28 protein-coding genes are annotated in these 25,103 nt (G+C 70.8%); 11 read left to right on the top strand and 17 right to left on the bottom strand.

Going from position 1 to position 25,103, the window contains the following annotated elements; genetic code table 11:
- Window positions 1–2: 2 nt before the first annotated feature.
- The 4 genes from ACIBF5_RS03285 to ACIBF5_RS03270 all read left to right on the top strand — a co-directional run bounded on the left by ACIBF5_RS03285 (window position 3) and on the right by ACIBF5_RS03270 (window position 3,448).
- Window positions 3–1,148 (top strand): DUF4192 domain-containing protein, encoded by a 1,146-nt coding sequence (locus ACIBF5_RS03285; RefSeq protein WP_396807622.1) that lies wholly within the window; start codon window positions 3–5, stop codon window positions 1,146–1,148.
- 50 nt (window positions 1,149–1,198) lie between these two features.
- Window positions 1,199–1,861: a molybdenum cofactor guanylyltransferase gene (locus tag ACIBF5_RS03280; protein WP_396807620.1), complete on the top strand. Its 663-nt coding sequence runs from the start codon at window positions 1,199–1,201 to the stop codon at window positions 1,859–1,861.
- A gap of 49 nt (window positions 1,862–1,910) precedes the next feature.
- Window positions 1,911–2,174, top strand: coding sequence for a DUF6457 domain-containing protein (locus ACIBF5_RS03275; RefSeq protein WP_396807618.1), 264 nt, complete (start codon window positions 1,911–1,913; stop codon window positions 2,172–2,174).
- A gap of 107 nt (window positions 2,175–2,281) precedes the next feature.
- On the top strand, window positions 2,282–3,448 hold the full coding sequence (locus ACIBF5_RS03270) for a T3SS (YopN, CesT) and YbjN peptide-binding chaperone 1 (RefSeq protein ID WP_396807616.1): 1,167 nt from the start codon (window positions 2,282–2,284) through the stop codon (window positions 3,446–3,448).
- Between the two features lie 32 nt (window positions 3,449–3,480).
- On the opposite strand, the gene ACIBF5_RS03265 is transcribed toward ACIBF5_RS03270, so the two are convergent.
- On the bottom strand, window positions 3,481–5,514 hold the full coding sequence (locus tag ACIBF5_RS03265) for a beta-propeller domain-containing protein (RefSeq protein WP_396807614.1): 2,034 nt from the start codon (window positions 5,512–5,514) through the stop codon (window positions 3,481–3,483).
- A gap of 206 nt (window positions 5,515–5,720) precedes the next feature.
- Here ACIBF5_RS03265 and ACIBF5_RS03260 point away from each other — a divergent pair, with 206 nt between their 5' ends.
- On the top strand, window positions 5,721–6,203 hold the full coding sequence (locus tag ACIBF5_RS03260; protein ID WP_396807612.1) for a hypothetical protein: 483 nt from the start codon (window positions 5,721–5,723) through the stop codon (window positions 6,201–6,203).
- Window positions 6,204–6,266: 63 nt separating this feature from the next.
- On the opposite strand, the gene ACIBF5_RS03255 is transcribed toward ACIBF5_RS03260, so the two are convergent.
- Window positions 6,267–6,731 (bottom strand): Lrp/AsnC family transcriptional regulator, encoded by a 465-nt coding sequence (locus ACIBF5_RS03255; RefSeq protein ID WP_396808261.1) that lies wholly within the window; start codon window positions 6,729–6,731, stop codon window positions 6,267–6,269.
- A gap of 59 nt (window positions 6,732–6,790) precedes the next feature.
- On the opposite strand from ACIBF5_RS03255, the gene ddaH reads away from it, so the two are divergent.
- Window positions 6,791–7,624: a dimethylargininase gene (gene ddaH, locus ACIBF5_RS03250; protein ID WP_396807610.1), complete on the top strand. Its 834-nt coding sequence runs from the start codon at window positions 6,791–6,793 to the stop codon at window positions 7,622–7,624.
- Window positions 7,625–7,677: 53 nt separating this feature from the next.
- Here ddaH and ACIBF5_RS03245 read toward each other — a convergent pair whose 3' ends face one another.
- Together ACIBF5_RS03245 and ACIBF5_RS03240 are read right to left on the bottom strand one after the other, a co-directional pair.
- Complete coding sequence (locus tag ACIBF5_RS03245; protein ID WP_396807608.1) at window positions 7,678–8,883, bottom strand: ABC transporter substrate-binding protein; 1,206 nt, start codon at window positions 8,881–8,883, stop codon at window positions 7,678–7,680.
- A gap of 109 nt (window positions 8,884–8,992) precedes the next feature.
- Window positions 8,993–9,853, bottom strand: a complete 861-nt coding sequence (locus ACIBF5_RS03240; protein WP_396807607.1) for an alpha/beta hydrolase family protein — start codon at window positions 9,851–9,853, stop codon at window positions 8,993–8,995.
- 61 nt (window positions 9,854–9,914) lie between these two features.
- On the opposite strand from ACIBF5_RS03240, the gene ACIBF5_RS03235 reads away from it, so the two are divergent.
- Complete coding sequence (locus tag ACIBF5_RS03235; protein ID WP_396807605.1) at window positions 9,915–10,511, top strand: bacterial proteasome activator family protein; 597 nt, start codon at window positions 9,915–9,917, stop codon at window positions 10,509–10,511.
- Window positions 10,512–10,594: 83 nt separating this feature from the next.
- Here the strand turns inward: ACIBF5_RS03235 and ACIBF5_RS03230 are convergent, their stop codons facing one another.
- The 5 genes from ACIBF5_RS03230 to ACIBF5_RS03210 form a co-directional block, all read right to left on the bottom strand.
- Entirely contained in the window at window positions 10,595–11,113 is a 519-nt protein-coding gene (locus tag ACIBF5_RS03230; RefSeq protein WP_396807602.1) for a DUF2690 domain-containing protein, read from the bottom strand.
- 155 nt (window positions 11,114–11,268) lie between these two features.
- Window positions 11,269–12,093, bottom strand: a complete 825-nt coding sequence (locus ACIBF5_RS03225; RefSeq protein ID WP_396807600.1) for an HAD family hydrolase — start codon at window positions 12,091–12,093, stop codon at window positions 11,269–11,271.
- Window positions 12,093–12,914, bottom strand: coding sequence for an HAD family hydrolase (locus tag ACIBF5_RS03220; protein ID WP_396807598.1), 822 nt, complete (start codon window positions 12,912–12,914; stop codon window positions 12,093–12,095). Before ACIBF5_RS03220 ends, ACIBF5_RS03225 begins: the two co-directional genes overlap by 1 nt.
- A 243-nt stretch (window positions 12,915–13,157) precedes the next feature.
- Window positions 13,158–14,417 (bottom strand): serine--tRNA ligase, encoded by a 1,260-nt coding sequence (serS, locus tag ACIBF5_RS03215; protein ID WP_396807596.1) that lies wholly within the window; start codon window positions 14,415–14,417, stop codon window positions 13,158–13,160.
- 80 nt (window positions 14,418–14,497) lie between these two features.
- Entirely contained in the window at window positions 14,498–15,274 is a 777-nt protein-coding gene (locus ACIBF5_RS03210) for a hypothetical protein (protein WP_396807594.1), read from the bottom strand.
- A gap of 145 nt (window positions 15,275–15,419) precedes the next feature.
- Here ACIBF5_RS03210 and ACIBF5_RS03205 point away from each other — a divergent pair, with 145 nt between their 5' ends.
- The 3 genes from ACIBF5_RS03205 to ACIBF5_RS03195 all read left to right on the top strand — a co-directional run bounded on the left by ACIBF5_RS03205 (window position 15,420) and on the right by ACIBF5_RS03195 (window position 17,124).
- On the top strand, window positions 15,420–15,851 hold the full coding sequence (locus ACIBF5_RS03205; RefSeq protein WP_396807592.1) for an OsmC family protein: 432 nt from the start codon (window positions 15,420–15,422) through the stop codon (window positions 15,849–15,851).
- A gap of 124 nt (window positions 15,852–15,975) precedes the next feature.
- On the top strand, window positions 15,976–16,338 hold the full coding sequence (locus ACIBF5_RS03200; RefSeq protein WP_396807590.1) for a metallopeptidase family protein: 363 nt from the start codon (window positions 15,976–15,978) through the stop codon (window positions 16,336–16,338).
- A gap of 63 nt (window positions 16,339–16,401) precedes the next feature.
- The gene (locus tag ACIBF5_RS03195; RefSeq protein ID WP_396807588.1) at window positions 16,402–17,124 is read left to right on the top strand and encodes an AIM24 family protein; all 723 of its coding nucleotides are present in this window, start codon (window positions 16,402–16,404) and stop codon (window positions 17,122–17,124) included.
- Between the two features lie 78 nt (window positions 17,125–17,202).
- Here ACIBF5_RS03195 and pheA read toward each other — a convergent pair whose 3' ends face one another.
- The 5 genes from pheA to ACIBF5_RS03170 form a co-directional block, all read right to left on the bottom strand.
- On the bottom strand, window positions 17,203–18,159 hold the full coding sequence (pheA, locus tag ACIBF5_RS03190; RefSeq protein ID WP_396807586.1) for a prephenate dehydratase: 957 nt from the start codon (window positions 18,157–18,159) through the stop codon (window positions 17,203–17,205).
- A gap of 10 nt (window positions 18,160–18,169) precedes the next feature.
- Entirely contained in the window at window positions 18,170–18,748 is a 579-nt protein-coding gene (locus ACIBF5_RS03185; RefSeq protein WP_396807584.1) for a hypothetical protein, read from the bottom strand.
- An 84-nt stretch (window positions 18,749–18,832) separates the two neighbouring features.
- The gene (locus ACIBF5_RS03180) at window positions 18,833–19,222 is read right to left on the bottom strand and encodes an ACT domain-containing protein (RefSeq protein ID WP_396807582.1); all 390 of its coding nucleotides are present in this window, start codon (window positions 19,220–19,222) and stop codon (window positions 18,833–18,835) included.
- 77 nt (window positions 19,223–19,299) lie between these two features.
- Complete coding sequence (locus tag ACIBF5_RS03175) at window positions 19,300–19,761, bottom strand: hypothetical protein (RefSeq protein WP_396807580.1); 462 nt, start codon at window positions 19,759–19,761, stop codon at window positions 19,300–19,302.
- A 183-nt stretch (window positions 19,762–19,944) separates the two neighbouring features.
- A complete protein-coding gene (locus ACIBF5_RS03170; RefSeq protein WP_396807578.1) occupies window positions 19,945–20,685 on the bottom strand; it encodes a hypothetical protein in 741 nt (246 codons plus the stop codon).
- A gap of 159 nt (window positions 20,686–20,844) precedes the next feature.
- On the opposite strand from ACIBF5_RS03170, the gene ACIBF5_RS03165 reads away from it, so the two are divergent.
- Window positions 20,845–22,131 (top strand): arginine deiminase, encoded by a 1,287-nt coding sequence (locus tag ACIBF5_RS03165; RefSeq protein ID WP_396807576.1) that lies wholly within the window; start codon window positions 20,845–20,847, stop codon window positions 22,129–22,131.
- Here the strand turns inward: ACIBF5_RS03165 and ACIBF5_RS03160 are convergent.
- From ACIBF5_RS03160 to ACIBF5_RS03150, 3 genes are all read right to left on the bottom strand, one after another.
- Window positions 22,118–23,014, bottom strand: a complete 897-nt coding sequence (locus tag ACIBF5_RS03160) for a DUF5926 family protein (protein ID WP_396808259.1) — start codon at window positions 23,012–23,014, stop codon at window positions 22,118–22,120. The genes ACIBF5_RS03165 and ACIBF5_RS03160 overlap by 14 nt on opposite strands.
- Window positions 23,015–23,099: 85 nt before the next feature.
- Complete coding sequence (locus ACIBF5_RS03155) at window positions 23,100–23,576, bottom strand: ATP-binding protein (protein WP_396807574.1); 477 nt, start codon at window positions 23,574–23,576, stop codon at window positions 23,100–23,102.
- 9 nt (window positions 23,577–23,585) lie between these two features.
- On the bottom strand, window positions 23,586–25,046 hold the full coding sequence (locus tag ACIBF5_RS03150; protein WP_396807572.1) for an ATP-binding protein: 1,461 nt from the start codon (window positions 25,044–25,046) through the stop codon (window positions 23,586–23,588).
- Window positions 25,047–25,103 lie beyond the last annotated feature (57 nt).

The following is a 25,103-nucleotide window of genomic DNA, read 5'->3' as shown; positions in this document are numbered from 1 at the left end:
GCATGACCTCGACCGACCCGCCACGGCTGACCGTACGCTCGACCGCCGATCTGATCTCCGCGGTCCCCTACCTGCTCGGGTTCCATCCCGCCGACAGTCTCGTGTTGCTGGCGATGCGGGACACCCGGATCGTCTTCGTCGCCCGGGGCGACCTGCCGGAGCCGGGTGATCCGGCCGCACTGCGTCAGGCCGCCGAATACCTGACCGCGGTGATCCGCCGGCAGGGCGCACAGGCGGTCACCATCCTCGGGTACGGCCCGGCGGACCGAGTCACCCCGGCAGTGGACCAACTGGAGGCGGTGACCCAACTCGCCGGCCTGATGGTCTTCGACGCGCTCCGGGTAACCGACGGCCGCTACTGGTCCTACCGTTGTGACGAGCCCGGGTGCTGCCCACCGGAGGGGACCCCGTTCGACCCGGCCACCAGCGTGGTCGCCGCCGCCGCGACCTTCGCCGGTCACGTGGCGTTGCCCGACCGGGCCGCCCTGACCGGGCAGGTCGCCCCGGTCGGCGGCACCGAGCGGATGGCGATGGGACTGGCCACCTCCCGGGCCCGTGAGCGCCTCGCCGACCTGCTCGCCACCGCTGCGCCCGGTGATCCGACCGGCCTCCGTTCGATCCGGGCGGCCGGTACGGACGCGGTACGGCGGGCCGAAGGCAGGCACCGTGCCCGCCAGCCGTTGCGGGACGACGAGGTCGCCTGGCTCTGCGTGCTCCTCACCCACCTCGACGTACGCGACCACGCGTGGGAACGGATCGGTGCGGACGACTGGCAGGTGGCGCTCTGGACCGATGTGCTGCGCCGGGCAGAGCCGGGGTTGGCCGCCGCGCCGGGAGGACTGCTCGCCTTCGCGGCCTGGCGGGTCGGAAACGGCGCGTTGGCGGCGGTGGCGGTCGAGCGGGCACTCGCCGACGACCCCGGGTATTCGATGGCGCAACTCATGGCGGACGTGCTCAACGGCGGTCTGTCGCCCTCCGCGCTGGCCGAGAGCTGGGCGGGTCCGAAGAGTCCGAGCCGTACGTGGCGCCGGGGCGGATCGTTGCGACGACGCCCCGACCCGGGTGGGCCGTCCGCCCGGGTCGCGCGGCAGCGCCGCCCGAGGAGGTCCCGCCGATACTGGCGACCCGCCCGGCGCGACGTTGGCTAGAGCCCACTGACACGCCCCACGGATCCATCGAGCGCGGCTACTGTAGGTCGATGATCGAACTGGGGGCGGTGGTGCTCACCGGAGGCGCGGCACGCCGGATGGGCGGGATCGACAAGCCTGCCGTTCCGGTCGCCGGACGGTCGATGCGGGACCGTGTCCTCGCGGCGGTCGCCTCGGCGGCGCCACGGGTGGTGGTCGGGCCGGCCGTCGACCTGCCGCCCGGAGTGTCCGTCACCCGTGAGCAACCGGCGGGCGGCGGCCCGGTCGCGGCGACCGCCGCCGGCCTCGCCGTGCTCGGTGTCTCCGGCCCCGCCACGTCCGCTGTTCCCGACTCCGCCCAAGGCCGGCCCGGTGTACGCCCGAACCCGCCGGAGTTCGTCGCGTTACTCGCCGCCGACCTGCCGCTGCTGACCGGGGAGGCGGTCGGTCTGCTGGCCGAAAAGATCGCCGGATCGCACGCGGACGGTGTGCTCTACCGGGACGACGACGGTCGGCGGCAACTGCTCTGCGGGGTGTGGCGAACCGTCGCCCTGGCCGCCGCCCTCGACCGGCTGCACCAGCAGCGCGGCGGAACGCTCGCCGGGGCGTCGATCCGCGCGCTGGTGGCCGAGTTGACGGTGGTCGAGGTCTCGTGGGTCGGAGCCGGGCCCCCACCGTGGTTCGACTGCGACACTGACGACGACGTACGCCGGGCCGAGGAGTGGACGCGATGACAGTTTGGGACCAGTTCGGTTCGCCCGATCGGATCGTGGTGAGGCACTGATGGGGACGCTCGACGACTGGGTGGCGGCGGCCTGCACCGAACTGGGGCTCGACCCGTCGACGGCGGAGGTTCCGGTCGTACTCGACCTGGCCCGGGACGTCGCCCACCAGGTGCTACGCCCGGGTGCGCCGGTGACGGCGTACCTGCTGGGGATCGCGGTCGGGCGCGGCGCGGACCCCGCTCAGGCCGCCCGCCGACTGGCCGCGCTGGCCCGGTCGTGGCCACCGCCGGACGGCCCGGCCGCCTCCGACGCCGCCGGCTGAACGGAGCCCTGCGGCGGATTCGGTCGCTGTCTGTCCGATCCGGGTCCGCTCTCTGCCCAGCCGAGGTTGCGCTGGGTAGGGTGTGTGCCTGACGGACGGAGGCGATCATGAACGCAGAGCACCCCTCGGCGACCGGGTCCGGCGCGATCGAACCTGCGGCGGGTGAGCTTGCCGCTACCGGGTCGGCCACGGCTGGCGACACCTGGCCCGGCCAGCACGATTCGATTCTGCTCGACGAGCCCAGCACCGCCGACCTTCAGTCGAAGGTGACCGAAGCGTGGCAGGAGTTCGCCCGTGCCCTGGCCGCCGCGCTGCGTACGCTTCCGGCCGGGGCCCACGTGGAGGTGACCCTCGACCCCACCGCCTCCGGCACCGGCGACGCCATCTACTCGGTCAGCATCGAGATCCTCGCCGAGGGTCGGATCGGCGCCCGCGCGGTCGGCAACTCCGCGCTGCCGGAGGGCTTCCGGCTCAACCGGAGCGCGGTGGCCGAGATGGTGGCGCTCGGCTGGTCACCGCCGGGTGTGGTCGAAGGCTCCGGTCCGCACTTCGGGCTGCGCAGCGGTACGTCGGAGGCGAGCCGGCTGGCCACCACCGTCGTTCGTACGCTCCGTGACGTCTACGGTGCGCCGCACCCGGCCTTCCTGGTCTACCTGGCCCAGAACGCCGACGACGAGCCCCTCCCGGTCGAACCGCTCGGCACCGCGCGTGCCGCGCTCGCCCCCGACGCCGACGCCGACGACAGCACCGACGTCGACCTGGACGAGGCGCTGGCCGCCGCCCGGGCCGCCCAGGGTGTCAGCGACGACGTGATCCCGCTTGAGGAGCGGGTCCGGACGGTCGTCTCGGCGATGATGAAGTCCACTTCGGAGCATCTACAGGTGGACTCGGACGGCGACATCAACATCCGGGCCGGGTCGGCGATGGTCTTCGTACGGGTCCGCGACAACCCGCCCCTGGTCGACGTCTTCTCCCCGATCCTGACCGAGATCGAGCCGACCGAGCAGCTCTACGTCAAGCTTTCCGAGCTGACCAATCGGATGCCGATCGGGCGGCTCTACTGCACCAACGACACGGTCTGGGCCTCCATCCCGGTCTTCGGCCGCAACTTCCAGGCGACCCACCTGATGCTGGCGGTCCAGGTGATGACGGGGCTCGCCGACGAACTCGACGACCGGTTGCACGGCGAGTTCGGCGGCAAGCGTTTCTTCGGCGAGGGCGACAAGCCGACCAACCGGGAAACCGGCGAGCACCGTACCGGCATGTACCTGTAGGACGTGTCCGGCGGATCCTTCCCGACGGGAGGCTAGTCCAGCTCGACCCAGCCGGCGGTGTCCATGCTGGAGAGTCGGGTGGCTTTCAGTCCGGCGTCCGAGACGGTCCAGAGCATGTCGCCCACCACCAGCGACCGGCGGATCGCCCCGTTGCGCTCCGGTCCGGCCTCGTCGGTCTGTTCGACGAGGCCGAGCGGGGTGAAGCCGCGTTGGTCCACCCGCAGGGTCAGCGCGCCCTGGGTGGGCATCCTCCGCCCGCCGTCCCCGCCCCTGTCGTACGCGGTGACCGGCACCACCACGAGTTGCTCGGCCGGCCAGTAGAGAAACGCGTGCGGGTCGACCTCGGCCTCGGAGTGGCCCTGCTGGACGTGGTGCTGAGCCAGTCGTCGGGGCGCACCGAGGTCGGACACGTCGAAGAGGGAGAGCTGCGTTCCCTGGGTGATGCCCTGGCTGTTGGCCTCCTGGCCAACTCCGAGCAGCCGGTCTCCCTCGATCGGGTGCAGGTACGCCGAGTAGCCGTTGATCTTCAGCTCGCCGGTCACCCGTGGCGCGGTGGGCTGGCGCAGGTCCACCGTGTACAAGGGATCGGTCTGCCGGAAGGTGACCACGTACCCGGTGCCGCCGACGAACCGTACGGCGTAGATCCGTTCTCCCCTGCCCAGGCCGGTCACCCGGCCGGTTTCGGTCAGCGTCCTGCCGTCGGCGCGCAGGACGTACACCGCCGAACTGGACCGGGGATCGTCGCCCCGGGCCTGACCGGTGGTGGTGGCGACGCGGAGGTGGCCGTCCCACTCGGACAGCGCGTACTGATTGATCAGCCAGCCGGGAACGGTGGCGGCGGTGACGAAGCGCGGTGTGCCCGACCCGGCGGTGTCGAACTGGTAGATCTCGGTTGCCTCGTCCCTCGCCTCCGGGGCGAAGCCGCGACCGGCGGTGGTCCGCCACCGCTGGTCGTTGCTGAGGTAGAGGCGGGATCCTGTGCCGTAGACGGTGTCGCCGTCCGCCACGACGGTGAGCGGGTCGCCGTCGGTCAGGCTGGTGGCGCCGAGGTCGAAGCTGAGCAGGGTGACCATGGCGGTGCCGGAGTAGTTGGCGGGTCGGACCAGCCGGTCGCAGCCGACCTGGCCGGAGCGGGTCACGCCGCCGGTGGTGATCTCGTAGCGGGGGAGCCAGGCGTCGGCGGGTGCCTGGTCGATCAGGTCGCGGTTGCGCGCGATCGCCTCTTTGTCGCTGTCGTCCTCCCGGTACGGGAAGACCAGGCGTGGCGCGGAGCGGACGACGACGCGGACCGTGGAGCCGACCTGGCGGGCGTCGACCAGGCTGCCGTCGGTGGCGTACTCGGCGAGGATCCGGGGCGCTCCGCTCAGGTCGACCAGAATCAACCGTGGCCCGCTGACCGCGTCCAGGGCCGGGGGCATGACCTCGGAACCGGCCGCGATGCCGGGGCGTCGTACGTCGGCTCGGCCCACGCCGCCGCCCCAGCCGTCCCGTACCAGCACCAGCGCCCGATCGCCGTGCAGGAGCAGGCTGTTCTGGTCCCATCGGCCAGGATCGGTGGTGGGAAAGAGTTCCAGCCGTCCGGTCCGTTGCCGAGCGACGGGGTCGATGACGTGCAGTGCGCCGTCGCCGACGGTGACGATGCGCCGGCCGTCGGTCTTGACCAGGTCCGGTTCGTCCACACCGGCCTCGTGCACGTTGGTGCCGGAGTAGCGATCGGCTGCCCCCGCCTCGGCCGGTGCCGCTCCCGCCTCGGCCGGTGCCGCCCCGGCGGGTATGGCATCCGCCACGGTGGCCCGCCTGCTGCCGCCGGTCGCGTCTTCCAGCAGGTTGGCCCCACCGAATCCCCAGGGTCCAACGGACGACTTCGCGGCCGATCTGAGCTGGGTCAGCGCCTCCGCGCACGAGTCGAAGGCGACGAGTTGCCAGCCACCGGCCGGTACGCCGGGATCCCGGATCGGGCGCTCGTCGGTCGGGCTCGGGCTGCTGCCGGCGACGAGTGCGAGGGTGGCGAGCAGCGCGGAGCCGGCGATGACGACGGTGGGGCGAGCGAGGCGCCTGCGGGTCATGGTCGGTACGACGTGTCGAGCGCGCCTCGCGTTCCGTCAGCCGGCGCACCTTCCGCCGATGATCGGGAAGAAGCTAGCGGTCCATCCCGATTTGCGGCGTTGCATCCACGAGAAATCCCATGCATGCTCTCTGTGACTGCTTCGTCACCGTGTTTCACGAAGAATCTCGACAAAGGACGCTACCGCGCGCGTACCCGGAGGTATTGGTGATCGACAACCGCTCGCCACACTGGCACAAACCCCACTATGCCCAACCCGAGCGCGAGGCGGACCTGTTTGCCGTACTTGACGGGGCGGACGTGTCCGAGCCGGTCCGGGCGGCCGTGGCGCACGCGCTGAAACGCCCTCCGCAGTTTCCCCGGCAATCCGGTCCTACCTGGCCGGAGCAGGCCACCCACACCCGATACACGCTGCACCTCACCTTTCCCGCAGCGAACCTGGACGAGGCGCGGGCGCACGCGGTCAGCTACGCCGAGGGGCTCAGCGTGCTCCGGCCCGAGGTCGGCGTGCACGCGCCCCTGCTCTCCCGGGCCGACACCTGGAACCACATCGAACCGCTCTTCTGCGGGGCGGTCGGACCCGACGACGAGGTCTGCGCGGACGTACGCGAGCATCCCGGCTTCCATCGCGCGGCCGGACTCGGCGGTCTGAGCTGGGGTGGCAGTGACGCGACCCCCGGTCTGCGCTGACCAGCGCCTCCCTTCCGGTGAGCGGCGCCGTTCCGTCGTGGCGGCGCCGTCACGCGCCCCGGGTCAGCCGCCGGTCGGGGCGGGGATCACGGTCGGCGAGTCGACCAGACGGGACAGCACGATCATGCTTCGGGTGGAGGTCACGAACGGTTCCGCCCGTAGCCGTTCGAGCGCCTGTTCCAGGTGGGTGATGTCGGCCGCGCGGAGGTGGACCAGGGCGTCCGCCTCACCGGAGACGGTGTACGCGCCGACCACCTCCGGGTGTCGCCGGGTCGCCACGGTGAGCTGCGCGGGGGTGGTGCGGCCGGTGCAGAAGAGTTCGACGAACGCCTCGGTGTTCCAGCCGACCGCGGCCGGGTCGACGACGGTGGTGAATGCCCGGATGACGCCGCCCGCGCGCAGTCGGTCGACCCGGCGCTTGACCGCCGGAGCGGAGAGTGAGACCCGGGTGCCGATCTCGGCGTACGACTGGCGCGCGTCGGCGATCAGCGACGCAATGATTCGCTGATCTATGTCGTCTATCTGCAACGTTCCGCCTCTAGCAAGCAACAGATCCGGCTGTTTGTGCAGCTCCACCGTACCTACCCTTGGTATCCGTGAACCAGCGGCGGATCCCGCGAAAGCGGACATATCTCCTGTGCGCGCCCGAGCATTTCAGCGTGCAGTACGTGATCAACCCGTGGATGGATCCCACCACGCCGGTCGACGTCGATTTGGCGGTCAAGCAGTGGGACCGGCTGCGGGAGACGCTGCTCGGTCTCGGCCACACGGTGCACGTACTGCATCCGGAGCCGGGCCTGCCGGACATGGTCTTCGCGGCCAACGGGGCCTTCGTGGTCGACGGCACCGTGTACGGGGCCCGGTTCAGGTACGAGCAGCGCACCGCGGAGGCGGCTGCCCATCGGGCGTTCTACGAGGCCGAGGGCTGGCGGTACGTGGCGCCGACCGTGACCAACGAGGGTGAGGGCGACTTCGCGTACCTGCCCGAAGCCCACGGCGGGACGATCCTGGCCGGTTACGGCTTCCGTACCGAGGTGTCCGCGCACGCCGAGGCGCAGGAGGCCCTGGGCCGCCCCGTCGTCTCCCTGCGCCTGGTCGACCCGCGCTTCTACCACCTCGACACCGCGCTGGCCGCGCTCGACGACCGGAACATCGTCTACTACCCGGGGGCCTTCTCGCCCGCAGCCCAGCAGGTGCTCGCCCAGCTCTTCCCCGACGCCGTGCTTGCCGACGAGGTCGACGCGCTCGCCTTCGGTCTCAACCTGGTCGGGGACGGCCGGCACGTGGTGCTCAACAGCGAGGCGAGCGGTCTGGCCACCAAGTTGGCGGCAGCGGGTTACGTGCCGGTGCCGGTCGAGCTGGGTGAGCTGAAGAAGGGTGGCGGCAGCGTCAAGTGCTGCATCGCCGAACTGCGCCACTGAAAGTCGGACGGGCGGGGGAACCGCTGGTGTACGGCCCCCCGCCCCAGGACCGGCTAACCGAGCGTGGCCAGTTCGTTGATCAGTACGTTGGAGAGCAACTGCCCGTCCCGCTGGACCTTGCGCAGGTACCACTTCTGCTGCGGGGTGCGGGGCTGGTTGAACTGCCACGGCCCACGCGGGCTGTCGATCTGTCCCACGTTGCCGAGGGCGAGGTTGACCTGCTGCGGGGTCGGGCGCGTGCCGGCGATCCGGATCGCCTTGTTCAAGACCTGCGCGGCGTCGTACGAAGCCATCGCGTACGTGGTCGGCGACGCGCCGTGTGCCTTGCGGAACGCCGAGGCGAATCGGCGATTGGCCGCGTTGTTGAGGTCGGCCGAATAGTTCAGGGCGGTGAAGATCCCTTCCGCCTCCTCCGGCTTGAGCTCGTTCAGCACGGTTCCCTCGGTCAGGAAACCCGGCGCGTAGATCGTTTTGCGGTAGCCCGAGCCGCGTAGCTGCTTGACGAACTCCACCGCCGCCGCACCGGCGTAGAAGCAGAAGATCGCATCAGGGTTCCGGTCCTGGAGCTGTTCGATCTTGGCGGAGAAAGCGCCCTTGCCGGGATTGGTGGAGAATTCGGTCCAGAGGACCGGAGCGGCGATTCGGGGATCGGCGGCCCCGAACGCCTGTTGGAAGCCGGCCACCGCGTCCCGGCCGCTCTGCCCCTCCGGGGCGATAATGGCGACCTTCTGTCCGCGTGGGACCTTTCCGGCCACGTACGGCGCGATTGCTCGCCCGGGTTCGTCGTTGACATAAGACGTGCGCCAGATGTAGACGACGCTCTGCAGGGTGGATGGGGAGGCGTTCGAACCGACCAGCGGGACCTTCGCCTGTTCGACCGCGTCCCGGATGCCGAGCATGACCGACGAGTTCACCACGCCGGTCAGGGCGAGCACGTTCTGCTTGAGCAGCCCGTCCAGGGCGGCCTTGCCGGTCTGGGCCGTCTCGCCCTCGTCGGCCTGGACCAACTCCACCGGGTGACCGCCGAGCCGCCCTTCGTTGAGGTCGAGGAAGAGCTGGAAACCCTTCACGATCTCGTCGCCGATGGGCTTGTAGCCACCCGTCTGCGGAGCGAGGAGGCCGATCCGGACCGGCTGGTCACTGACCGGTCCGCCGTCCGCGGCCACCGTCCCGGTGTCGGTACTACACGCGGCGGCGAGCCCGGTGCCGCCGAGTGCGGCGAGAAGTTTGAGCGCCTGCCTGCGGTCCAAATGCGACACAGATCGTTCCTCCCCGAACGTCATTGGGCGGCCCACAGCCCCTCCGCGTTTTACCGGGTTGGCGACGCTGCGTCAATGCCGCTCGATCATCCGTTCAAGGAATGAGATGTCAGGGGTGGAGTGACGCCAGTGCCTGCGTCACCATGATCCACGGTGGCGATTCGGGATCGATGAGACCGAAATGCTCACAATCAGATAGCTCAATCAACTGACAATTCGCCCCGGCTGCCGCCGCGTACCGACGACTCATCCACGCCGGCACCTGTTGGTCGAGGGTTCCGTGCACGATTACTGTGCGTGTGGAACAGGGCACTTGTGAAGGTGAATGTCCCTGTGGTGACTCCGGTGCACCGGGCCATCCGAGCGCGCCGTACGGGTCGCTGAACGCGTACCGGTCAGGGAACTCGTCCGGACCACCGCCGAGCAGCGCCGCGACCGCCCCGTCGTCAAGATCGAGCCGGTACGCCTCGGCCAGGTCGCTCACCGGTGCGAGCGCGAGGACGCCACCCACCCGGTCCGGCAGGTGGCGGGCGCAGTGCAGCGCGAGCTGCCCGCCTGCCGAGTGGCCCAGCAGGATCGGCGCGACCGGAGCCGGCCCCGAAGACGCCTCCGCCCCGGTGTCGGACCGGAACAACCCGGCCACGAGCGCGGGAAGCGCGGCGACCCCGGCGACCACGTCGTCCAGGGTGCCCGGCCAACCACCACCCTCCTGCCCGGTACGCCGGTACTCCAACTGCGCCACCGGGTACCCGCGCGCCGCCAGATCGGCGGCGAGCGGCGAGGTGTGGGTCCGGTCGTACTCGGCCCGCCAGAAACCCCCGTGGATCACCACGACAAGTGGGCGGGAAGGGCCGTCGACGGCCGAGGGCAGCCGTACGTCAGCGAGGTGTTCGGGGCCGGGGCCGTAGCGGACAGTGGCGTCGGGTGCGGGCGCTGCGCGGGTGAGCACGGCTCGGGGGTCGGGGTACACGGCCAGACGGTATCTCGGGACCGGCCGGTGGTGGATACGCGCGCTGCGTGAAAATGGGGGCATGACCGATGCCTCGCGCCCCGAGAACGAGAACGACGAGTCTCCCCGTCCGGAGGCCGGCCGACCCGGCACCGTGGTGGTGGTCGGCCCCGACGGCCAGCCGGTCGGCACCGTGCCGATCGGTGGTGACAAGCAGGACGAGGACCCGGGCAGCCTGATCGAGCAGCCGGCGAAGGTGATGCGGATCGGCAGCATGATCAAGCAGTTGCTGGAGGAGGTGAAGGCCGCGCCGCTGGACGAGGCGAGCCGGCACCGCCTGCGTGAGATCCACCAGCGGTCGATCGTCGAACTGGAGGACGGTCTCGCCCCCGAACTCCGGGAGGAGCTGGAGCGGCTCTCCCTGCCGTTCGAGGAAGGGGTGACTCCGAGCGAGGGCGAACTGCGTGTCGCGCAGGCCCAGCTCGTCGGTTGGCTCGAAGGGCTGTTCCACGGCATCCAGGCCGCGCTGGTGGCCCAGCAGATGGCGGCCCGGCTCCAGTTGGAGCAGATGCGCACGGGTGGGCGTCAGGCGCTCCCGATCGGCCCCCAGGGCGCCGGCATGATGCCCGGCCTGCCAGGCCAGCAGGGCGAGAACCCGAACACCGGCCAGTATCTCTGATCCTGGTCGCAGCGTAACGCCGGCGCGTGGTGGGATCCGGTCGCGACCGAACCCCACCACCCTGCGGGTCAATCGGATGTGGCTCAGTACCTACCGGTGCAGGCGATGATGGTCCGCCGGCCGGCCTCCTGGTCGGCGTCGTTGTTGTACTGGAAGAAACAGGCACGGGCGGTGATGCCCTTGTCGTTGACCATGAAAGACCAGGCCCCCGGCGAAGTGTCGCTGGTGTAGGTCCTCCGCAGGGTGCCGTTGGCGTTGTAGCTCTCCACCAGCACGCCGGTCAGCCAGCCGAGACTCCCGGTCTGGCGGGCCCACGCGGTCTGGCAGTAGGAGCTGTACCGCAACTCGACGTTGGTCGCCGCGTAGATGGTCGAGGCGCCGACCAGGCCGCAGATCCCCTGAGACCCGTCCACGGTGGCGATGTAGGTGGACGGCTCCTTGCCGTCACATGCCGCCCCACATCCCGAGCCTGCCGCCATCGCAGGGGTCTGGGTGGTCATGCTGACCCCGAGGGCCGCGACGATGACGAGCAGCAGGGCGAGACCCCTGCGGACGTACGACGATCCGTTGCCAGGTCTGGTGGTACGACGGGCGATGCGCATCCTTGCTCCCTGCGAGATCGATTGTGCCGACACTTTTCGCGCCAGGCTGGGCCACGATCGGCACCGTTGCGGACACTAGAGCCGTGTCCCATCGATCCGTCCTCGTCGCGCCACGCTCGCGACATCAGGGCGCGTCATGAGCTGAGCACCGCCGGTCAGGCGGCCGGCTCCGCCACGCCGTACAACTCCTCCAGGTAGGCCGCCACCCCGTCCTGTTCGTTGCTGAGAGTCACCGCGTCGGCCACCTCCAGCACCGTTGGGTGCGCGTTCGCCACCGCCACCGCACGACCGGCCCAGGCGAGCATCGGCAGGTCGTTCGGCATGTCACCGAAGGCAACCACCTGGTCCGCACGCACCCCGTACCGGGCGCAGAACCAGGCGAGCCCGGCCGCCTTGGTCACCCCGGCAGCGGAGATCTCCACCAACCCGGAGGAGGACGAGTGGGTGGCCTCGGCCAGCCCCGCCACCGCTCCGGCCACCACCTGGACGAAGACGTCCGGGTCCTGGGTGCCGGCCCGGGCGAGCAGCTTGACCGCCGGGAGCGAGAAGAGTTCCTCCGGCGACTCGATCCCCCGGACGTCGGGATCGCCGGCCTCCCAGCGCAGTGGCCAGTCGGCCTCGTGCCGCATCTGCCTGCCGTCGGTGATCTCCACAGCGAGCCGTACGCCGGGCACCTCCGCCCGGAGCCGGCGGGCCACCTCGGCGAGCAGATCCGGGGCGAGCGGGTCGGCACGCAGCACCACGTCGTCGACCGGGTCGTACACCACGGCTCCGTTGGCGCAGATCGCCGGAACGGTGCCGTGCAGGTGCTCGTACACCCGTTGCAGCCATCGGATCGGCCGCCCGGTGACCAGCACGACCTGGGTGCCCGCCGCCGTGCAACGGGCGAGCGCGTCGGCGGTACGGGCGCTCACCGTACGGTCCTCGCGGACCAGGGTGCCGTCGAGGTCGGTGGCGACGAGCCGGGGCAGTTGATCCATCAACGGGACAGTAGCCGGTCCAGGTACACGGCCACGCCGTCGTCGTCGTTGCGGAGGGTGATCTCGTCGGCGATCGACCGTACCGTCGGGTGGGCGTTGCTCACGGCTACCCGGCCCCATCCCGCCCACTCGAACATCGGCAGGTCGTTCGGCATGTCACCGAAGACCAGCACCTCCGCCGGGTCGACCCCGAGGGCTTCGGCGACCACGGCCAGCCCGGTCGCCTTGTCCACCCCCGGCGGGCAGATCTCGATGAAGCCCAGCCCGGCCTGGGTGACCGTGGCCTGCTCCGGTGGCACGATCCGGCGCGCCGCGTCCAGCAGCGCGTCGACATCGTGGTCCGGGGTACGGGCAAACGCCTTGATCACGTCGGTGGCGCAGCAGTCGAGCCGGGTACGGGCCTCGAACCGCTCCGGGTAGGGCCACGTCGGGTCGAAGTCTCCCCAGAGCGGGGCGTCCTGGGCGTCCAACGCCTCGACCATGACGGTCAGCGGCCCGACCCCGGCCTCCAAGGCGGCCAGCAGCTTGGCCAGCTCCGTACCGGGCAGCCGTTCGTCACGCAGCACCACCGGGCCGGCCGGGTCGGTCTGGTCGACCACCCAACCGCCGCCCGCCATCACCAGGAAATCCGCGGCTCGGATGTCGTTGCGACTCAACTCCGCCAGCCGTGGGCCCCGGCCGGTGGCGCCGACCACCGGGATGCCGGCGGCCCGTACCCGGTCGAGCACCTCGTGGGTGAAGGCCGAGACCGTGTCGTCGCTACGGACCAGGGTGCCGTCCAGATCGGTGGCGACCAGCTTGGGCAGACCAGGTCGGGGCATGGTTCCTCCTCCGCCCCGCCTCCTCCGTCGGCCCTTGCGAGCTGGTGGGATTCGTCCAGTCCGGGGCCGGTCCGCGAGGGCGGGGGAGCAACCGTATCTCACACCGTGCGACGTGCCCATGACTTCGCGGCGAATAGTCCGGTACCAGCACGCGGGTACGCGCCGACCGGTCCACCCGGGTGGTACGGGGTGGGCCGGTCGGCGGTGGTTCGAGTGTCTTCCGCTGCGGAGCGGGGGCTCGGCTCAGCTCGGTTCGAGGATGTCCCGGCCGCCGAGGTAGGGCTGGAGTGCCTTGGGGACCCGTACCGAACCATCGGGCTGCTGGTGGTTCTCCAGGATCGGCACCAACCACCGGGTCGTGGCGAGCGTGCCGTTGAGCGTCGCGGCGAACTGAGGCTTGCCGTCTTCGTCCCGATAGCGCACGTTCAGCCGCCGAGCCTGGAAGGTGGTGCAGTTCGAGGTCGAGGTGACCTCCCGGTAGCGCCCCTGGGACGGCACCCACGCCTCGCAGTCGTACTTACGGGCGGCGCTGGAGCCGAGATCACCCGCTGCCACGTCGATCACCCGGTACGGGATCTCCACCTTGGCGAGCATCTCCTCTTCCCAGGCCAGCAGCCGCTGGTGCTCCTCGTGTGCCTGTTCGGGCCGGCAGTACGAGAACATCTCGACCTTGTCGAACTGGTGCACCCGCATGATGCCCCGGGTGTCCTTGCCGTACGACCCGGCCTCCCGTCGGAAGCAGGACGACCAACCGGCGTAGCGCAGCGGTTCGTCCTCCAGCTTCAGGATCTCCTGCGAGTGGTACGCGGCCAGCGGCACCTCACTGGTCCCGACCAGGAAGATGTCGTCCGCCTCCAACCGGTACACCTCACTGGCGTGCGCGCCGAGGAACCCGGTGCCCTCCATCGACTCCGGCTTGACCAGCGCCGGGGTGATGGCGGGGATGAAGCCGTACTCCACCGCCTGGGCGATGGCGAGTTGGAGCAGGCCGAGCTGGAGCAGCGCGCCCACCCCGGTCAGGTAGTAGAACCGGCTGCCGGAGACCTTCGCGCCGCGCTCGACGTCGATCGCCCGCAGCGCCTCGCCGATCTCCAGGTGGTCCCTGGGGTTCTCGATCGTCGGGCGGGTACCGACCTCGCGCAGCACGACGAAGTCGTCCTCGCCGCCGGGGGGCGCCCCCTCCTCGACCACGTTCGGGACCGCGAACTGCGCCCGGCGCAGCGCCGCCTCGGCGTCACTGACGGCCGCCTCGGCCGCCTTCACCTCGGCCGAGAGTTCCTTCGTACGCGCCAGCAGCGCGGTCCGCTCGTCACCGGTGGCCCGAGGCATCTGCTTGCCGAGCTGTTTCTGCTCGGCCCGCAGCGCCTCGAACCGCCCGACCGCGGCCCGGCGCTGCTCGTCGGCCTGGAGCAGGTCGTCGACGACCGAGTCGGACTCGCCACGGGCACGCTGGCTGGCACGGACGGTTTCCGGTTCGTCGCGAAGCAGACGCAGGTCAATCACGGGAAGTGAGCCTACCGGGAACGGTACGGCGGCTTCACCGCGATATCGGCTGAGCCGGGGGTTCGGCGCGCATCGAGGGGTCAGCGGCCCTCGGGTGTGTCGGGCGTGGCGAACGGGGCGGTCGGGCCGACCGTCAGGTCCCGAGGCTGGGCTTCCAGTTCGTCGCCCGAAGCCGCGCTGCTCTGCTGGCGGCGCCAGGAGAACATGCTCTCCTCGGTGTTCGCCTCGGTCGACTCCGGCTCGTCGCTCGCGGGCGTGGTCGGTGTGCGCGGGGCCGGGTCGGGGCGGGTCCGCCGGCCGGCCAGGACGAGCGCGAGCCCGAGGAAGCCGATGCCGACGTACGCGGCCGTCAGGCCACGGCCGTAGCGGATGCTCAGCGCGGGATCCGTCATGAACAGGCCGAGCCGGGCGATGTCGTCCAGCGTCAGCGTGGCGGCGATCAGTACGGCCAGCACCCCACCGGTGAGCGCCAGTCCCAGTATCCGCACGTCGCGCCGTACGCGGGACGAGCCGAAGAGGACCAGCGCCAGGCAGCAGACGACGCCGAAGAGCCCGAACAGGTAGGCGACGCCGAAGCCGTCGAGCTGCGCCACCCCGGCCGGGGCGCGACCAGTGGGGCCGCCGTCGGCGCCGAAGCCGGGCACCTCCACGATGGTCCATTCGCCGACCAGCGAGGCGAAGGCGGCTACCGCGCCGATACCGCCGAGTACGGGCAACAGCCGGGCGTCCCGGGCGAGCCGGGCGAGCAGGTCCCCCCGACCTTGGGCGCGGGTCGGCTCGGCCTGGTCGCCCCACTCCACTACGGCGACTCCGTCCGACCGGACATCCTGCCGGGGAATCGGATGATCCTGGGACATGGCCGAGCCCCTTCCGGGTAGCGGTCCTCGCCGCATCATGACACAGCTTTCTGACCGCGCGGCGTTCCGTGACCCGCGGCACGCGGAGCCGTCGGCCCGCCCCTCTCCATCGCATCGCCCGCCGCTTTGCACTAGCGTCGTGGGCATGCCTATCCGTAGTGCTTCCGCCCGCTGGCAGGGCAATCTGACCGAAGGTTCCGGCACGATCCGCACCGGCAACGGCGGACTCGAAGGGAACTACTCATTCAAGTCCCGCTTCCAGGAGGGTGAGGGGACCAATCCCGAGGAGCTGATCGGCGCGGCTCACGCCGGCTGCTTCTCGATGGCCTTCTCGAAGGGCCTCGCCGACGCCGGGTTCACCCCGACCTCGGTGGAGACCACGGCAAAGGTCCACCTGGACAAGACCGACGGCGGATTCTCCGTCACCCGGATCGACCTCGAAACCGTCGGGGACGTGCCGGGCATCGACGACGCCGACTTCCAGAAGATCGCCGAGGGTGCGAAGGAGAACTGCCCGATCTCCCGGCTGCTCTCCCCGGGTGCCGAGATTTCCCTGGTGGCACGCCTCTCCGCCTGAGCGGAGGCGGGTCCCGAAGAACCACTGAGCGCGGTGTTCGTGGCACACCCGCACCCGTCGACCATCGGCGGGCGCGGCTGCCGGAGCACCGCGCTCAACCGTTCGGGCGTACGGATCCGGCACAATGGTGGGCGTGCCGGTCGAGATGAGCCGCGAACGTTTCGAGGAACTGGTCGGTGAGGCGCTCGACGAGGTCCCTGCCGAGCTGCTTGGTCTGATGAGCAACGTGGTGATCCTGGTGGAGGACGACTCGCCCGCGGGCGAGCCGGAGCTGCTCGGACTCTACGAAGGCCACGCGTTGACCAGCCGGGGCTGGGACTACTCCGGGGTCCTGCCGGACCGGATCTTCATCTACCGTCGCCCGATCCTGCGCATCTGCGACAGCGACGAGGACGTCGTCGAGGAGGTCGCGGTTACCGTGGTCCACGAGATCGCCCACCATTTCGGCATCGACGACGAGCGGCTGCACGCCCTCGGCTGGGGGTGAGGCTGCGCGCGTTTGCGTCGGCTGCCTATTCTCGGGCCACAACCCCGACCAGGAGGAACGCTCATGCGCAGCGCGCTGTTCTCCGCGGAGAACCTGGAGAAGGAGTCCGCTCAGCCCGGCCTGCGGCTGCAGAACTCCAAGATGCTGAAGATCGAGCTGAACGGCGAGGCGATGGCTCGCGTGGGTTCGATGGTTGCCTACCAGGGCCAGGTGCAGTTCCAGGCGCTCGGCTCCGGAGGACTCGGCAAGTTCCTCAAGCAGAAACTCACCGGCGAGGGTGTGCCACTGATGAAGGTCGTCGGCCACGGCGACGTCTTCCTCGCCGACTACGCCAGTGACGTCCACCTGATCGACCTGGATCACGGCGACGCCTTGTCGATCAACGGTTCCAGCGTGCTGGCCTTCGACTCGACCCTGCAGTACGACATCAAGATGGTCGGCGGAGCGGGCATGGCCTCCTCCTCCGGACTGTTCAACTGTGTGTTCACCGGCCAGGGCCGGATCGCGATCACGACCAAGGGCACCCCGGTCGTGCTGAACGTGGACCAGCCGACGTACGTCGACCCGCAGGCGGCGGTCTGCTGGTCGGCGAGTCTGCAGACCGGCTACCACCGGGCCGAGCAACTCGGTCTCGGCACGCTGCTCGGACGCCGGACCGGCGAGGCATTCACGATGAGCTTCGCCGGGCAGGGGTTTGTGGTGGTGCAACCCTCCGAAGAGCCGCCGACCCAGGGCAGCGGGCAGCAGGAGCAGCAGGGCGGCCTACTTGGCGGTCTGCTCAGCTGAGCGGCACCACTTCGCGGGTCGGGCCGGTCGGGTGACCGGTTCCGGCGCCGACACAGCGGCTCCGGGCCAACTGGGCGGTCAGCTCAGCTCGCCGGCCCGGAGCCGGGTGAGCCAGGCGGTCGCGTCGGCGTAGTCGGCGTCGGAGAGGCCGGGCGGCGCCGGTACGGGCCGTTCGTGCGGGGCCACTCCCCAGCGGTGTCGGGGATAGGACCCGAGGAACCGCACCTCGGCGCAGATCCGGCGGAGCCCGCGTAGCGCCTCCCCGACCCGGTCGTCGGCGACGTGGCCGGTGCAGTCGAGGAAGAAGACGTACCGGCCGAGCGCCTCGCCGGTCGGGCGGGACTCGATCCGGGTCAGGTTCACCCCGCGTACGGCCAGTTCCATCAGGACGGCGAGCAGCGCGCCGACCCGGTCGTGGGCGATGAAGACCGCCAGCGAGGTCACGTCGTCGCCGGTTGTCGGCGGCGGTGTGCTGGGCCGGGTGACGAGCACGAATCGGGTGACCGCGTCACCGTGGTCGGAGATCTTCTCGGCCAGTACGGCGAGTCGCTGCCGGCTCACCCCGATCGGTGCGCAGATGGCGGCGTCCTGCTCCCCGTTGGCCGCTGCCACCGCTGCCGCGCCGTTGGAGAGCACGTCGACCACCGTGGCGTTCGGCAACTGTTCCCGTAGCCAACCTCGGCACTGGGTGGATGCCTGCGGGTGGGCCGCCACCGTCCGGATCTCGGCCAGGGACCGACCCGGGCGGGCGGCGAGGACGAACTCGACCGGCAGCACCACCTCGCGGGCGATCATCAAGGGTGAGCCGTCGACGATCTCGTCGAAGGTGACCCCGACCGCGCCACCGATCGAGTTCTCCAGCGGCACCAGGGCGGCGTCGGCGTCGTCGTTTCGGACCGCGTCCAGCGCCTCCGGCACACTGCGGGCCGGCGTACGGCTGCCCCGCTCGGCGGCGGGGATGGTACGCAGCGCCTGCTCGGCGAAGGTGCCTTCGGGACCGAGGTAGACGAATCGGGTCGGCGGTATGCCGGGCATGAGCCCCAGCCTACGCACCGGGTACGGGCGGCGGTGTGGTGTACCCGCCGGGCAGCGCCGGCGGAGCTTCGCAGGCGGCGGTACGGATACCGGCGGGTGCTTCCGTACGCACCGGGATGCTGCACACGTCGGTTCCGGCGGTGACCAGCGTCAGTGACGTGGCCGGCCCCTTGGAAACCACCTGGAGTGGTTCCCGGTTCGCCACCTGGACCACCGTGTACTGCCAGTCGCCGGCGCAGAGCGGGCCAGGCGCCGGCACGGTCACCTGGATGCCGCCCGGGATCAGGCTTGAGGCGCGGCGTAGCAGGGCAACCACCTGGTCGCCGCTCGGCCGGCCCTGGCACGCGACGGCGGTCGCCTCGCCGAAGCCGGGGGTGCGGGTCGGTTCGACGGTCCGGCTCGGGGCGACCGGTGTGGTCGGAACGATCGAGGTGGGAGTTGTCGGGGACGGCGACGGGAGGCGGCTGCCGGGCGGCTGCCGCAACTCCGGCGGTGTGCCGCAGCCGGTCAGGACGAGGGAACCGAGGAGCAGGCCACCGGCGATGAGCCGGAGGGCCACTGCGGTGCGTGGGAGTGGTGCGCGAAGCACGGGCCGATTCCTTGAGCCGAGGCGGAGTGGCCGATCAGTTGACCGAGCCCATGGTAGGCCCGCTGCCCGCAGGCGGGAAGATGCTCAAGCGGCGACGCGGTGCCCGGCGTGGGTGAGCGTGGCCAGCGCCTCGGCGAGTCGGACCGCCGGCACCATCAGGTAGTCGGTGTCGTAGGTGGAGAACGCGAAGATGTTCACTCTGGCCTCCGCGAGCGGTACGACCAGCGAGGCGAGGATCCCGGTCAGCGCCAGGTCGAGGGGGCCGGCGACCCGTAGACATCGCCACGGCGTCTCGACGGTCGCCCCGTCCGGTGCCCGGTCGGCCCGGCAGATGATCGACACTTCGTCGGGGGTCCAGGTCACCGACATGAGGCCGGAATCCGCCGAACCGCTCAGCAGCCCCGCGGGGATCGACGAGCCGGCAGGTAGCCGACACACCGCGTACTCCTCCGGGAGCAGAGCGATATCCAACATGAGGGCACCTTACGGCGAGCTGGGGTTCGGTCCCAACTCCTTGGCATGCGGTGAACGCCACAGCGGGTGCTGAACGGTCACACCCTGGCGAGGAAGGTGAGGGAGCCGGCGACCGTGCCGCCGACCAGGAGCGGCGTGGCGATCGCATCGACGGTCGTGTCGGTGGCCGGGGTGGCGCCGGTCTGCACTCGGAGCAGGCCACGGACGAGCCGCCCGGAGCTGAGGGCGAGCAGGGGAGGGATCTTGTCGGCTTCCTGCTCGGTCAGTTCGCCCCGCGCCGCGGTGAAGTCCAGCAGGCGTAGTTCGCCGCCGAGCAACGGCTGGCCGATCACCTCGGCCGGCGGGTTCAGGCCGAGCAGGGTGCAACAGGAGACGGAGATCGCACCGATGGTGGCACGTAGGTCAATGAGGAGGCACGGCTCGGCGGCCCGGGAGACGGTGGCGGACCAGTGGGCGAAGCTGTCGGACTCGTAACCCGATGAGGTGCCGTCGCCCTGGGGCACGAACGCCTCTGTGAGTGAGAGTTCGACGTGGGCCACCGCGCCTCCTATGCACTCCACCAACCGCACCCACGCTAGCCGACCGACGACCGCCGGTGTCACCCCCGGTGGGGACGTCGCGACGGCGAGCCACGACACCGCGCCGGTCCCGAGCAGGGTAGAGCGGTGCCGCGTCGGGGACAAAGCGGACGCCCGCCCCGATAGGTGACGCTGGCGGTGACGTTACCGGTGGCTGGCCCGCTTGTCAGCGGCCGTTCGGCCGTCCTCGTACCAGCGGTAGTCGGCCGCGGACCGGTACGGGCCGTTCAACCAGGTGGAAGGCGCCTGGGCGACCTGGGAGAGTTTTTCGGCGGTGGCGGCGCTGATCCGGGTGCCGCCAGCGACGAGGAGCCGGTCCAACTCGCGGTGGGTCGCGACCAGACACTCCTTCGGCAGCCCGTAGACGCTGATCACGCCGGACCCGACGAAGGTGAGCACCGGAGTGACCGGGATGCTCAGCCCGACGGCGGTGGAGAGCGCCTTGCTGGCCCGCTTGGCGTCCCGGCGCGCTTCGGCGACGTACGTCGGGCGCTTGCCGTTGATCTGCACCACGTCCCCGGCGATCATCACGCGGGCCCGGCCGTGGTCGGCGATGGTGACCGCGAAGAGTCCACTGGGTCCGATCGCGAGGAAGCTGGCCCGGTCGTCCCGGGCGGCGCGGTCCAGGTCGAGCGGGTGAGTCGAGGAGAGGTCGGCCCGGGGGAAGTCGATGACGTGCCAGGAGGGGCCGAGGTGGTCGAGCTGGTTGAGCGCGCGGGCACCCGCTGCCTCGACCCGGCGGGCCTCGCGTTCGGCCCGGCGACGACGAGCCCAGTCCAATGGGGTGGGTCGGACGGTCTCAAGGGTGGCGGACGGTCCGGTCGGTGGCGGTGCGGGTAGGGCTCGGGCGGTGGGTACCGCGCGGCGCGCAGGAAACACAGTCATCGTGACCTCCGGCAAAAGGTCCCTCGGGTTATGTCTTCACTACCGTACGTGGCCACACGGGTGGTTCTGCAAGACGAACCGCTGAGTGAGTATGGATGAATGCCACATTCACCCCCAGCCCGTTTTCCCGGATGGTGACAAGTCCTGCCCTACGCTTCGATGGTGACACACTTCGTCGACAGCGAGGTAGGCCAACTTCGTACCGTGCTGTTGCACCGCCCGGGTGGCGAACTCGCCCGGCTCACACCACGGAACAACGGCTCCCTTCTCTTCGATGCCATCCCGTGGGTCGGGCGGGCGCAGGAGGAGCACGACGCCTTCGCGGCGGCCCTCACCGCACGCGGCGTGGAAGTTCTCTACCTGGGGAACCTGCTGGCCGAGACCCTCGCCCTGCCCGAGGCCCGAGCCGAACTGACCGAACAGGTGCTGGCCGACCCCCGGCTCGGCGAAACCCTCCGTCGGCGGGTCGCCGACCACCTGACCTACCTCGACCCCGCCGCGCTCGCCGGCGTACTCATCGCCGGACTGGCGCACGAGGAACTCCGCACCAGTTGGGACCGCCCCGGCGGTTTGGTCTACACGTTGCTCGGGCGTCACGAGTTCGTCATCGACCCGTTGCCGAACCTTCTCTTCACCCGAGATTCATCCACCTGGATCAGGGACCACGCCGCAGTGACGAGTCTCACCATGCCCGCTCGGGATCGGGAGACCTCGTTGACCGACGCGATCTACCGGCACCACCCCCGCTTCGGCGGTACCCCTTTTGTCTACCAACCGGGTCTGGAGCGGATCGAGGGCGGCGACGTGCTGCTGCTCGCCCCCGGCGTGATCGCCGTCGGTGTCGGCGAACGGACCACCCCGGCCGGAGCCGAACGACTGGCCCGCCGGGTCTTCGGGGCCGGGCTGGCCCACACGATCCTGGTGGTCCCGATCGCGCAGGAACGCGCCACCATGCACCTGGACACCATCTGCACCATGGTCGACGTCGACCTGGTGCTGATGTACGCCAACGTCGCCGACACCCTCACCGCGTACACCGTGATCGCCGGCCCCGACGGCGAGCCGCAGGTCGACGGCCCGGCGCCGTTCCTGCGGGCCGCCGCCGACGCGATGGACCTGGAGACACTGCGGGTCATCGACACCGGCCTCGACCCGGTCACCGCCGAACGAGAGCAGTGGGACGACGGCAACAACACGCTGGCGCTGGCGCCCCGGCTCTGCGTCGCCTACGAGCGCAACGTCGAGACGAACGCGCAGTTGGAACGGGCCGGCATCGAGGTGATCAGGATCGCCGGCTCCGAACTCGGCTCGGGTCGGGGCGGACCGAGGTGCATGTCCTGCCCGCTGGTCCGCGACCCACTGCGCAGCGACCCGCTCCTGCGTGAACCGCTGCTGAGCGAGTCGCTGGCACGTGAGCCGATGCCAAGACGGCTCAGCGCAGGGTGAGCTGCCGGCCCACGAGCCCCTGGCGGGCGCGGCGGGCGGCACCGTCCAGCGGCGACGGGTCGGCGAGCGCGGCAGCGTACCGCTTGGCGAAGTCGGCCAGTGGGGCCTCCCACTCGTCCGCCTCGGGTGCGCGGGGCAGGTCCCAGACCGGGACGAGTCGACCGTGTGCCCGGAACATGCCGGCGAACCGGGTGCCGTCGCCGAGCGGCAGCTCACCGGCGGCTCCCAGACGGGAGAGGGCGTCGAGTGCGGCGTCCTCGTCGTCCGGCAGGACCCAACGTACGTGGCTCTTCTCCGGGACCCGGCACCAGTACGCAGCCGGAGCGGCCGCCAGCCGTACGGTCGGGTAGATCGACGCGTTGGCCCGCTCCAGGGACGCCTGTACGGTCGGATCCTCCGCGGCGTCGGCGTCGAGCCAGAAGTCGAAACCCTCGTGCATGCTGATGTCGAGCCGGTCGGTCGCCAGCAGGTCCTGCAGACGGGGGCCGACGCCGGGCAGTGGCGGCACCGTGACCTGCTGACCGGGCTCGCTCTCCAACGCCGCCAACAGCGCAACCGCCAGATCCCGGGAGACGTCGCCGGACTGGTCGTGGCGCTGCAGGCCGATGAAGACCCGCCCGTCCGGCTTGGTCATCGCCGGCCAGGCCATGGGGAGCACGGTGGCGAGCGTCACCGGGCGGTCGCCGTACTGCTCGACCAGCTCGGGGGTGAGCCGCAGCGGCGCGGAAGCGGCCGGTACGAGTTCACGCAACGCGATCCACTCGGCCTCGTCGGCAAGTCCCTCGAAGGGCCGGGGGACGAAGACGTCGCGGACCTTCTGCCGCTTCTCCTTCGCTGACCGCTGGCCGTCGGCCTCGGCGTTGTTCGAACTGGCCTCGGCCACGGTCCGGGTCTGCTTTCGACGCTTGCTCACGGCGAGACAGCCTAGATGATCGGGCGCCGGTGCTCGGGTCGCCCGGCGGATCGGGTCAGTGCAGTGTCACCAGGCGGTGGTCGGCCGGCACGGCGAGTTCGGCCCAGACGCTCTGGCCGAGCCCGTCCCGTTCGACCCCCCACTCGGTCGCGAGCGCGGTCACGATGTGCAGGCCACGGCCGTCGTCGGCGTCGAGCCCGAGCGGACGGACCCGGGGCGAGGTGGCCGCACCGCCGTCGGTGACCCGGATGCCAACCACGTCGGCACCGGAGCCGTTGCGCAGGCGCCAGGCCACCCGGATCACCCCACCGGGCAGCGGGTCGGCGTGCCGGACGGCGTTCCCGACCAGTTCGGCGAGGACGGCCACCACGTCGGCGAGGAGTTCGGCCGGGATGACCCCGGCGAGTTCCGTGGCCAGCCGAAGGCGTGCCGTTCGTGCGCCACTCGCCTCGTGCGGGACCACCACGCACCACGAGCGTTCAGCGATCCCCGTTGTCACGAGCGTGCCTCCTCGGACACCGCCGGAATCCATCGGTACGGCTCACCCTCGGGGCAGCCGCACCTCTGCGACCGTACCGCCCCCGGGGCGGGGACGCAGGGAAACCCATCCATTCTGTCGTTCGACGATCCGCCGGACCAGATAGAGCCCGAGTCCGGCGCCCGGATAGCGCCGCCGGTCGCCCGACTCCCCCTGCCAGAACCGCTCGAAGGCACGTTCGACGTGCTCCGGTCGGATGCCGACGCCGCGGTCGCTGACCCGGAATGCCACCGTTCGCCGGTCCGCCTCCGCGCGCAGCTCCACGGGGGAGTCGGGGGGCGAGTACTTGTCCGCGTTCGTCGCCAGCTCGGTCAGCACGGTGGCGAGGCTGGCCCGGTCGCCGAACGCCTTCGGCAGGTCTGCCGGGAGGGCGAGGACCAGCCGGCGACGCAGGTGCGAGGGGAGGTCGGCCACCGCGGCGCGCAGCGCCTCGACCAGATCGAAGGGTACGGGGGGTGCGCCGCCGACCGGTCCGGCGTCGTTGGCCGCGGAGAGGAGTCGGTCGACCAGGCGGGCGAGTTCACCGGCCCGTTGCCCGATCACCCGAGCTGCCTGGCGCCGGTCGGGTTCGGCGAGCGATTCCCAGTGGTCGGTCAGGGTGTCGGCGTACCCCTTGATCACGGTGACCGGGGTACGGAGTTCGTGGCTGGTGACCGCGACGAAGAGGTCGGTGTCGTGGTCGGCGCGGAACTGGTCGGTGACGTCGCGGAAGGTGACCACGCGGGAGGTGACCGCACCGGGCAGCTCACCCGATGTGATCTTGATCCAGCGCCCGTCCGGGAGCCGGTGGTCGAGAACCTGTCCCGGGGGTGGCAGCGGGAAGGGCAGTGGTTGGTTGAGCACCTGGTCCGCGCCGCGTCCGACGATCTGTGCGGCGGCCGGGTTCCAGAGCCGGACCAGACCGTCCCGGTCGGCGATGGCCAGGCCGTCGGCGAGCGCGGCGACCACCGGCCCGTCCCCGTGGATCGGCAGTCCCGCCTGGTCGCCGTAGACGTGCGCCACGCAGGTGGCGAGATAGGTGAGTACGGCGCGGTGCTCCGGCGTGCAGTCGTCGTCGCCGTCCGGGTAGAACGCGTGCAGGCTGCCGATCATCACGCCGCCGATCTCGGCCCGGGCGACCCCCATCCGGCGCAGGTCCGAGCCGTCGGGTTGCCGGCCGAGTTCCCAGGAGAGCGCTTCGACCCGCATGTCCTGGACCCGAGACCCGGTCCGCAGGCGTTCGGTCGCCGGGTCGTCGAGCGGCACGGGCCGACCGATCGCCCATTCGGCGCCCCCGGAGGCAGCGATGATCCTGCCCTGGGTGGGGCCGTACTCCACAAAGGCCATGCCGACCGCACCGAGCACCCGTTGGGCGACCCGGAGCAGGTGGCTGAGGACCGGCAGGGCGGCGTCGCCTGAGTTGATCATCTCGATGATCACGGTCTGGCCGGTGATGAGGGCGGAGTAATCGGGGCGGTCCGGCATGCCCCGAGTCTGCCTCGTCCGGTCGGTTTTGGGCAGTACCGGGTCGGGCGTCGGCTA

It is taken from the genome of Micromonospora sp. NPDC050417 (genome assembly GCF_044458865.1).
Lineage (GTDB): Bacteria > Actinomycetota > Actinomycetes > Mycobacteriales > Micromonosporaceae > Micromonospora_G.
Note: the sequence above shows the minus strand (reverse complement) of the source record. Positions and strands in the feature narration are given on the sequence as shown.

Excerpts from the sequence above, each read along its gene's own strand:
- ACIBF5_RS03205 (WP_396807592.1), top strand. The coding sequence starts at position 15,420 with ATGCCTATCCGTAGTGCTTCCGCCCGCTGGCAGGGCAATCTGACCGAA.
- ACIBF5_RS03225 (WP_396807600.1), bottom strand. The coding sequence starts at position 12,093 with ATGGATCAACTGCCCCGGCTCGTCGCCACCGACCTCGACGGCACCCTG.
- ACIBF5_RS03155 (WP_396807574.1), bottom strand. The coding sequence starts at position 23,576 with ATGGATTCCGGCGGTGTCCGAGGAGGCACGCTCGTGACAACGGGGATC.
- ACIBF5_RS03220 (WP_396807598.1), bottom strand. The coding sequence starts at position 12,914 with ATGCCCCGACCTGGTCTGCCCAAGCTGGTCGCCACCGATCTGGACGGC.
- ACIBF5_RS03195 (WP_396807588.1), top strand. The coding sequence starts at position 16,402 with ATGCGCAGCGCGCTGTTCTCCGCGGAGAACCTGGAGAAGGAGTCCGCT.
- ACIBF5_RS03235 (WP_396807605.1), top strand. The coding sequence starts at position 9,915 with ATGACCGATGCCTCGCGCCCCGAGAACGAGAACGACGAGTCTCCCCGT.
- ACIBF5_RS03275 (WP_396807618.1), top strand. The coding sequence starts at position 1,911 with ATGGGGACGCTCGACGACTGGGTGGCGGCGGCCTGCACCGAACTGGGG.
- ACIBF5_RS03200 (WP_396807590.1), top strand. The coding sequence starts at position 15,976 with ATGGTGGGCGTGCCGGTCGAGATGAGCCGCGAACGTTTCGAGGAACTG.
- pheA (WP_396807586.1), bottom strand. The coding sequence starts at position 18,159 with ATGCCCGGCATACCGCCGACCCGATTCGTCTACCTCGGTCCCGAAGGC.
- ACIBF5_RS03285 (WP_396807622.1), top strand. The coding sequence starts at position 3 with ATGACCTCGACCGACCCGCCACGGCTGACCGTACGCTCGACCGCCGAT.
- ACIBF5_RS03165 (WP_396807576.1), top strand. The coding sequence starts at position 20,845 with ATGGTGACACACTTCGTCGACAGCGAGGTAGGCCAACTTCGTACCGTG.
- ACIBF5_RS03265 (WP_396807614.1), bottom strand. The coding sequence starts at position 5,514 with ATGACCCGCAGGCGCCTCGCTCGCCCCACCGTCGTCATCGCCGGCTCC.
- ACIBF5_RS03210 (WP_396807594.1), bottom strand. The coding sequence starts at position 15,274 with ATGTCCCAGGATCATCCGATTCCCCGGCAGGATGTCCGGTCGGACGGA.
- ACIBF5_RS03230 (WP_396807602.1), bottom strand. The coding sequence starts at position 11,113 with ATGCGCATCGCCCGTCGTACCACCAGACCTGGCAACGGATCGTCGTAC.
- ACIBF5_RS03150 (WP_396807572.1), bottom strand. The coding sequence starts at position 25,046 with ATGCCGGACCGCCCCGATTACTCCGCCCTCATCACCGGCCAGACCGTG.
- ACIBF5_RS03180 (WP_396807582.1), bottom strand. The coding sequence starts at position 19,222 with ATGTTGGATATCGCTCTGCTCCCGGAGGAGTACGCGGTGTGTCGGCTA.
- ACIBF5_RS03280 (WP_396807620.1), top strand. The coding sequence starts at position 1,199 with ATGATCGAACTGGGGGCGGTGGTGCTCACCGGAGGCGCGGCACGCCGG.
- ACIBF5_RS03270 (WP_396807616.1), top strand. The coding sequence starts at position 2,282 with ATGAACGCAGAGCACCCCTCGGCGACCGGGTCCGGCGCGATCGAACCT.
- ACIBF5_RS03170 (WP_396807578.1), bottom strand. The coding sequence starts at position 20,685 with ATGACTGTGTTTCCTGCGCGCCGCGCGGTACCCACCGCCCGAGCCCTA.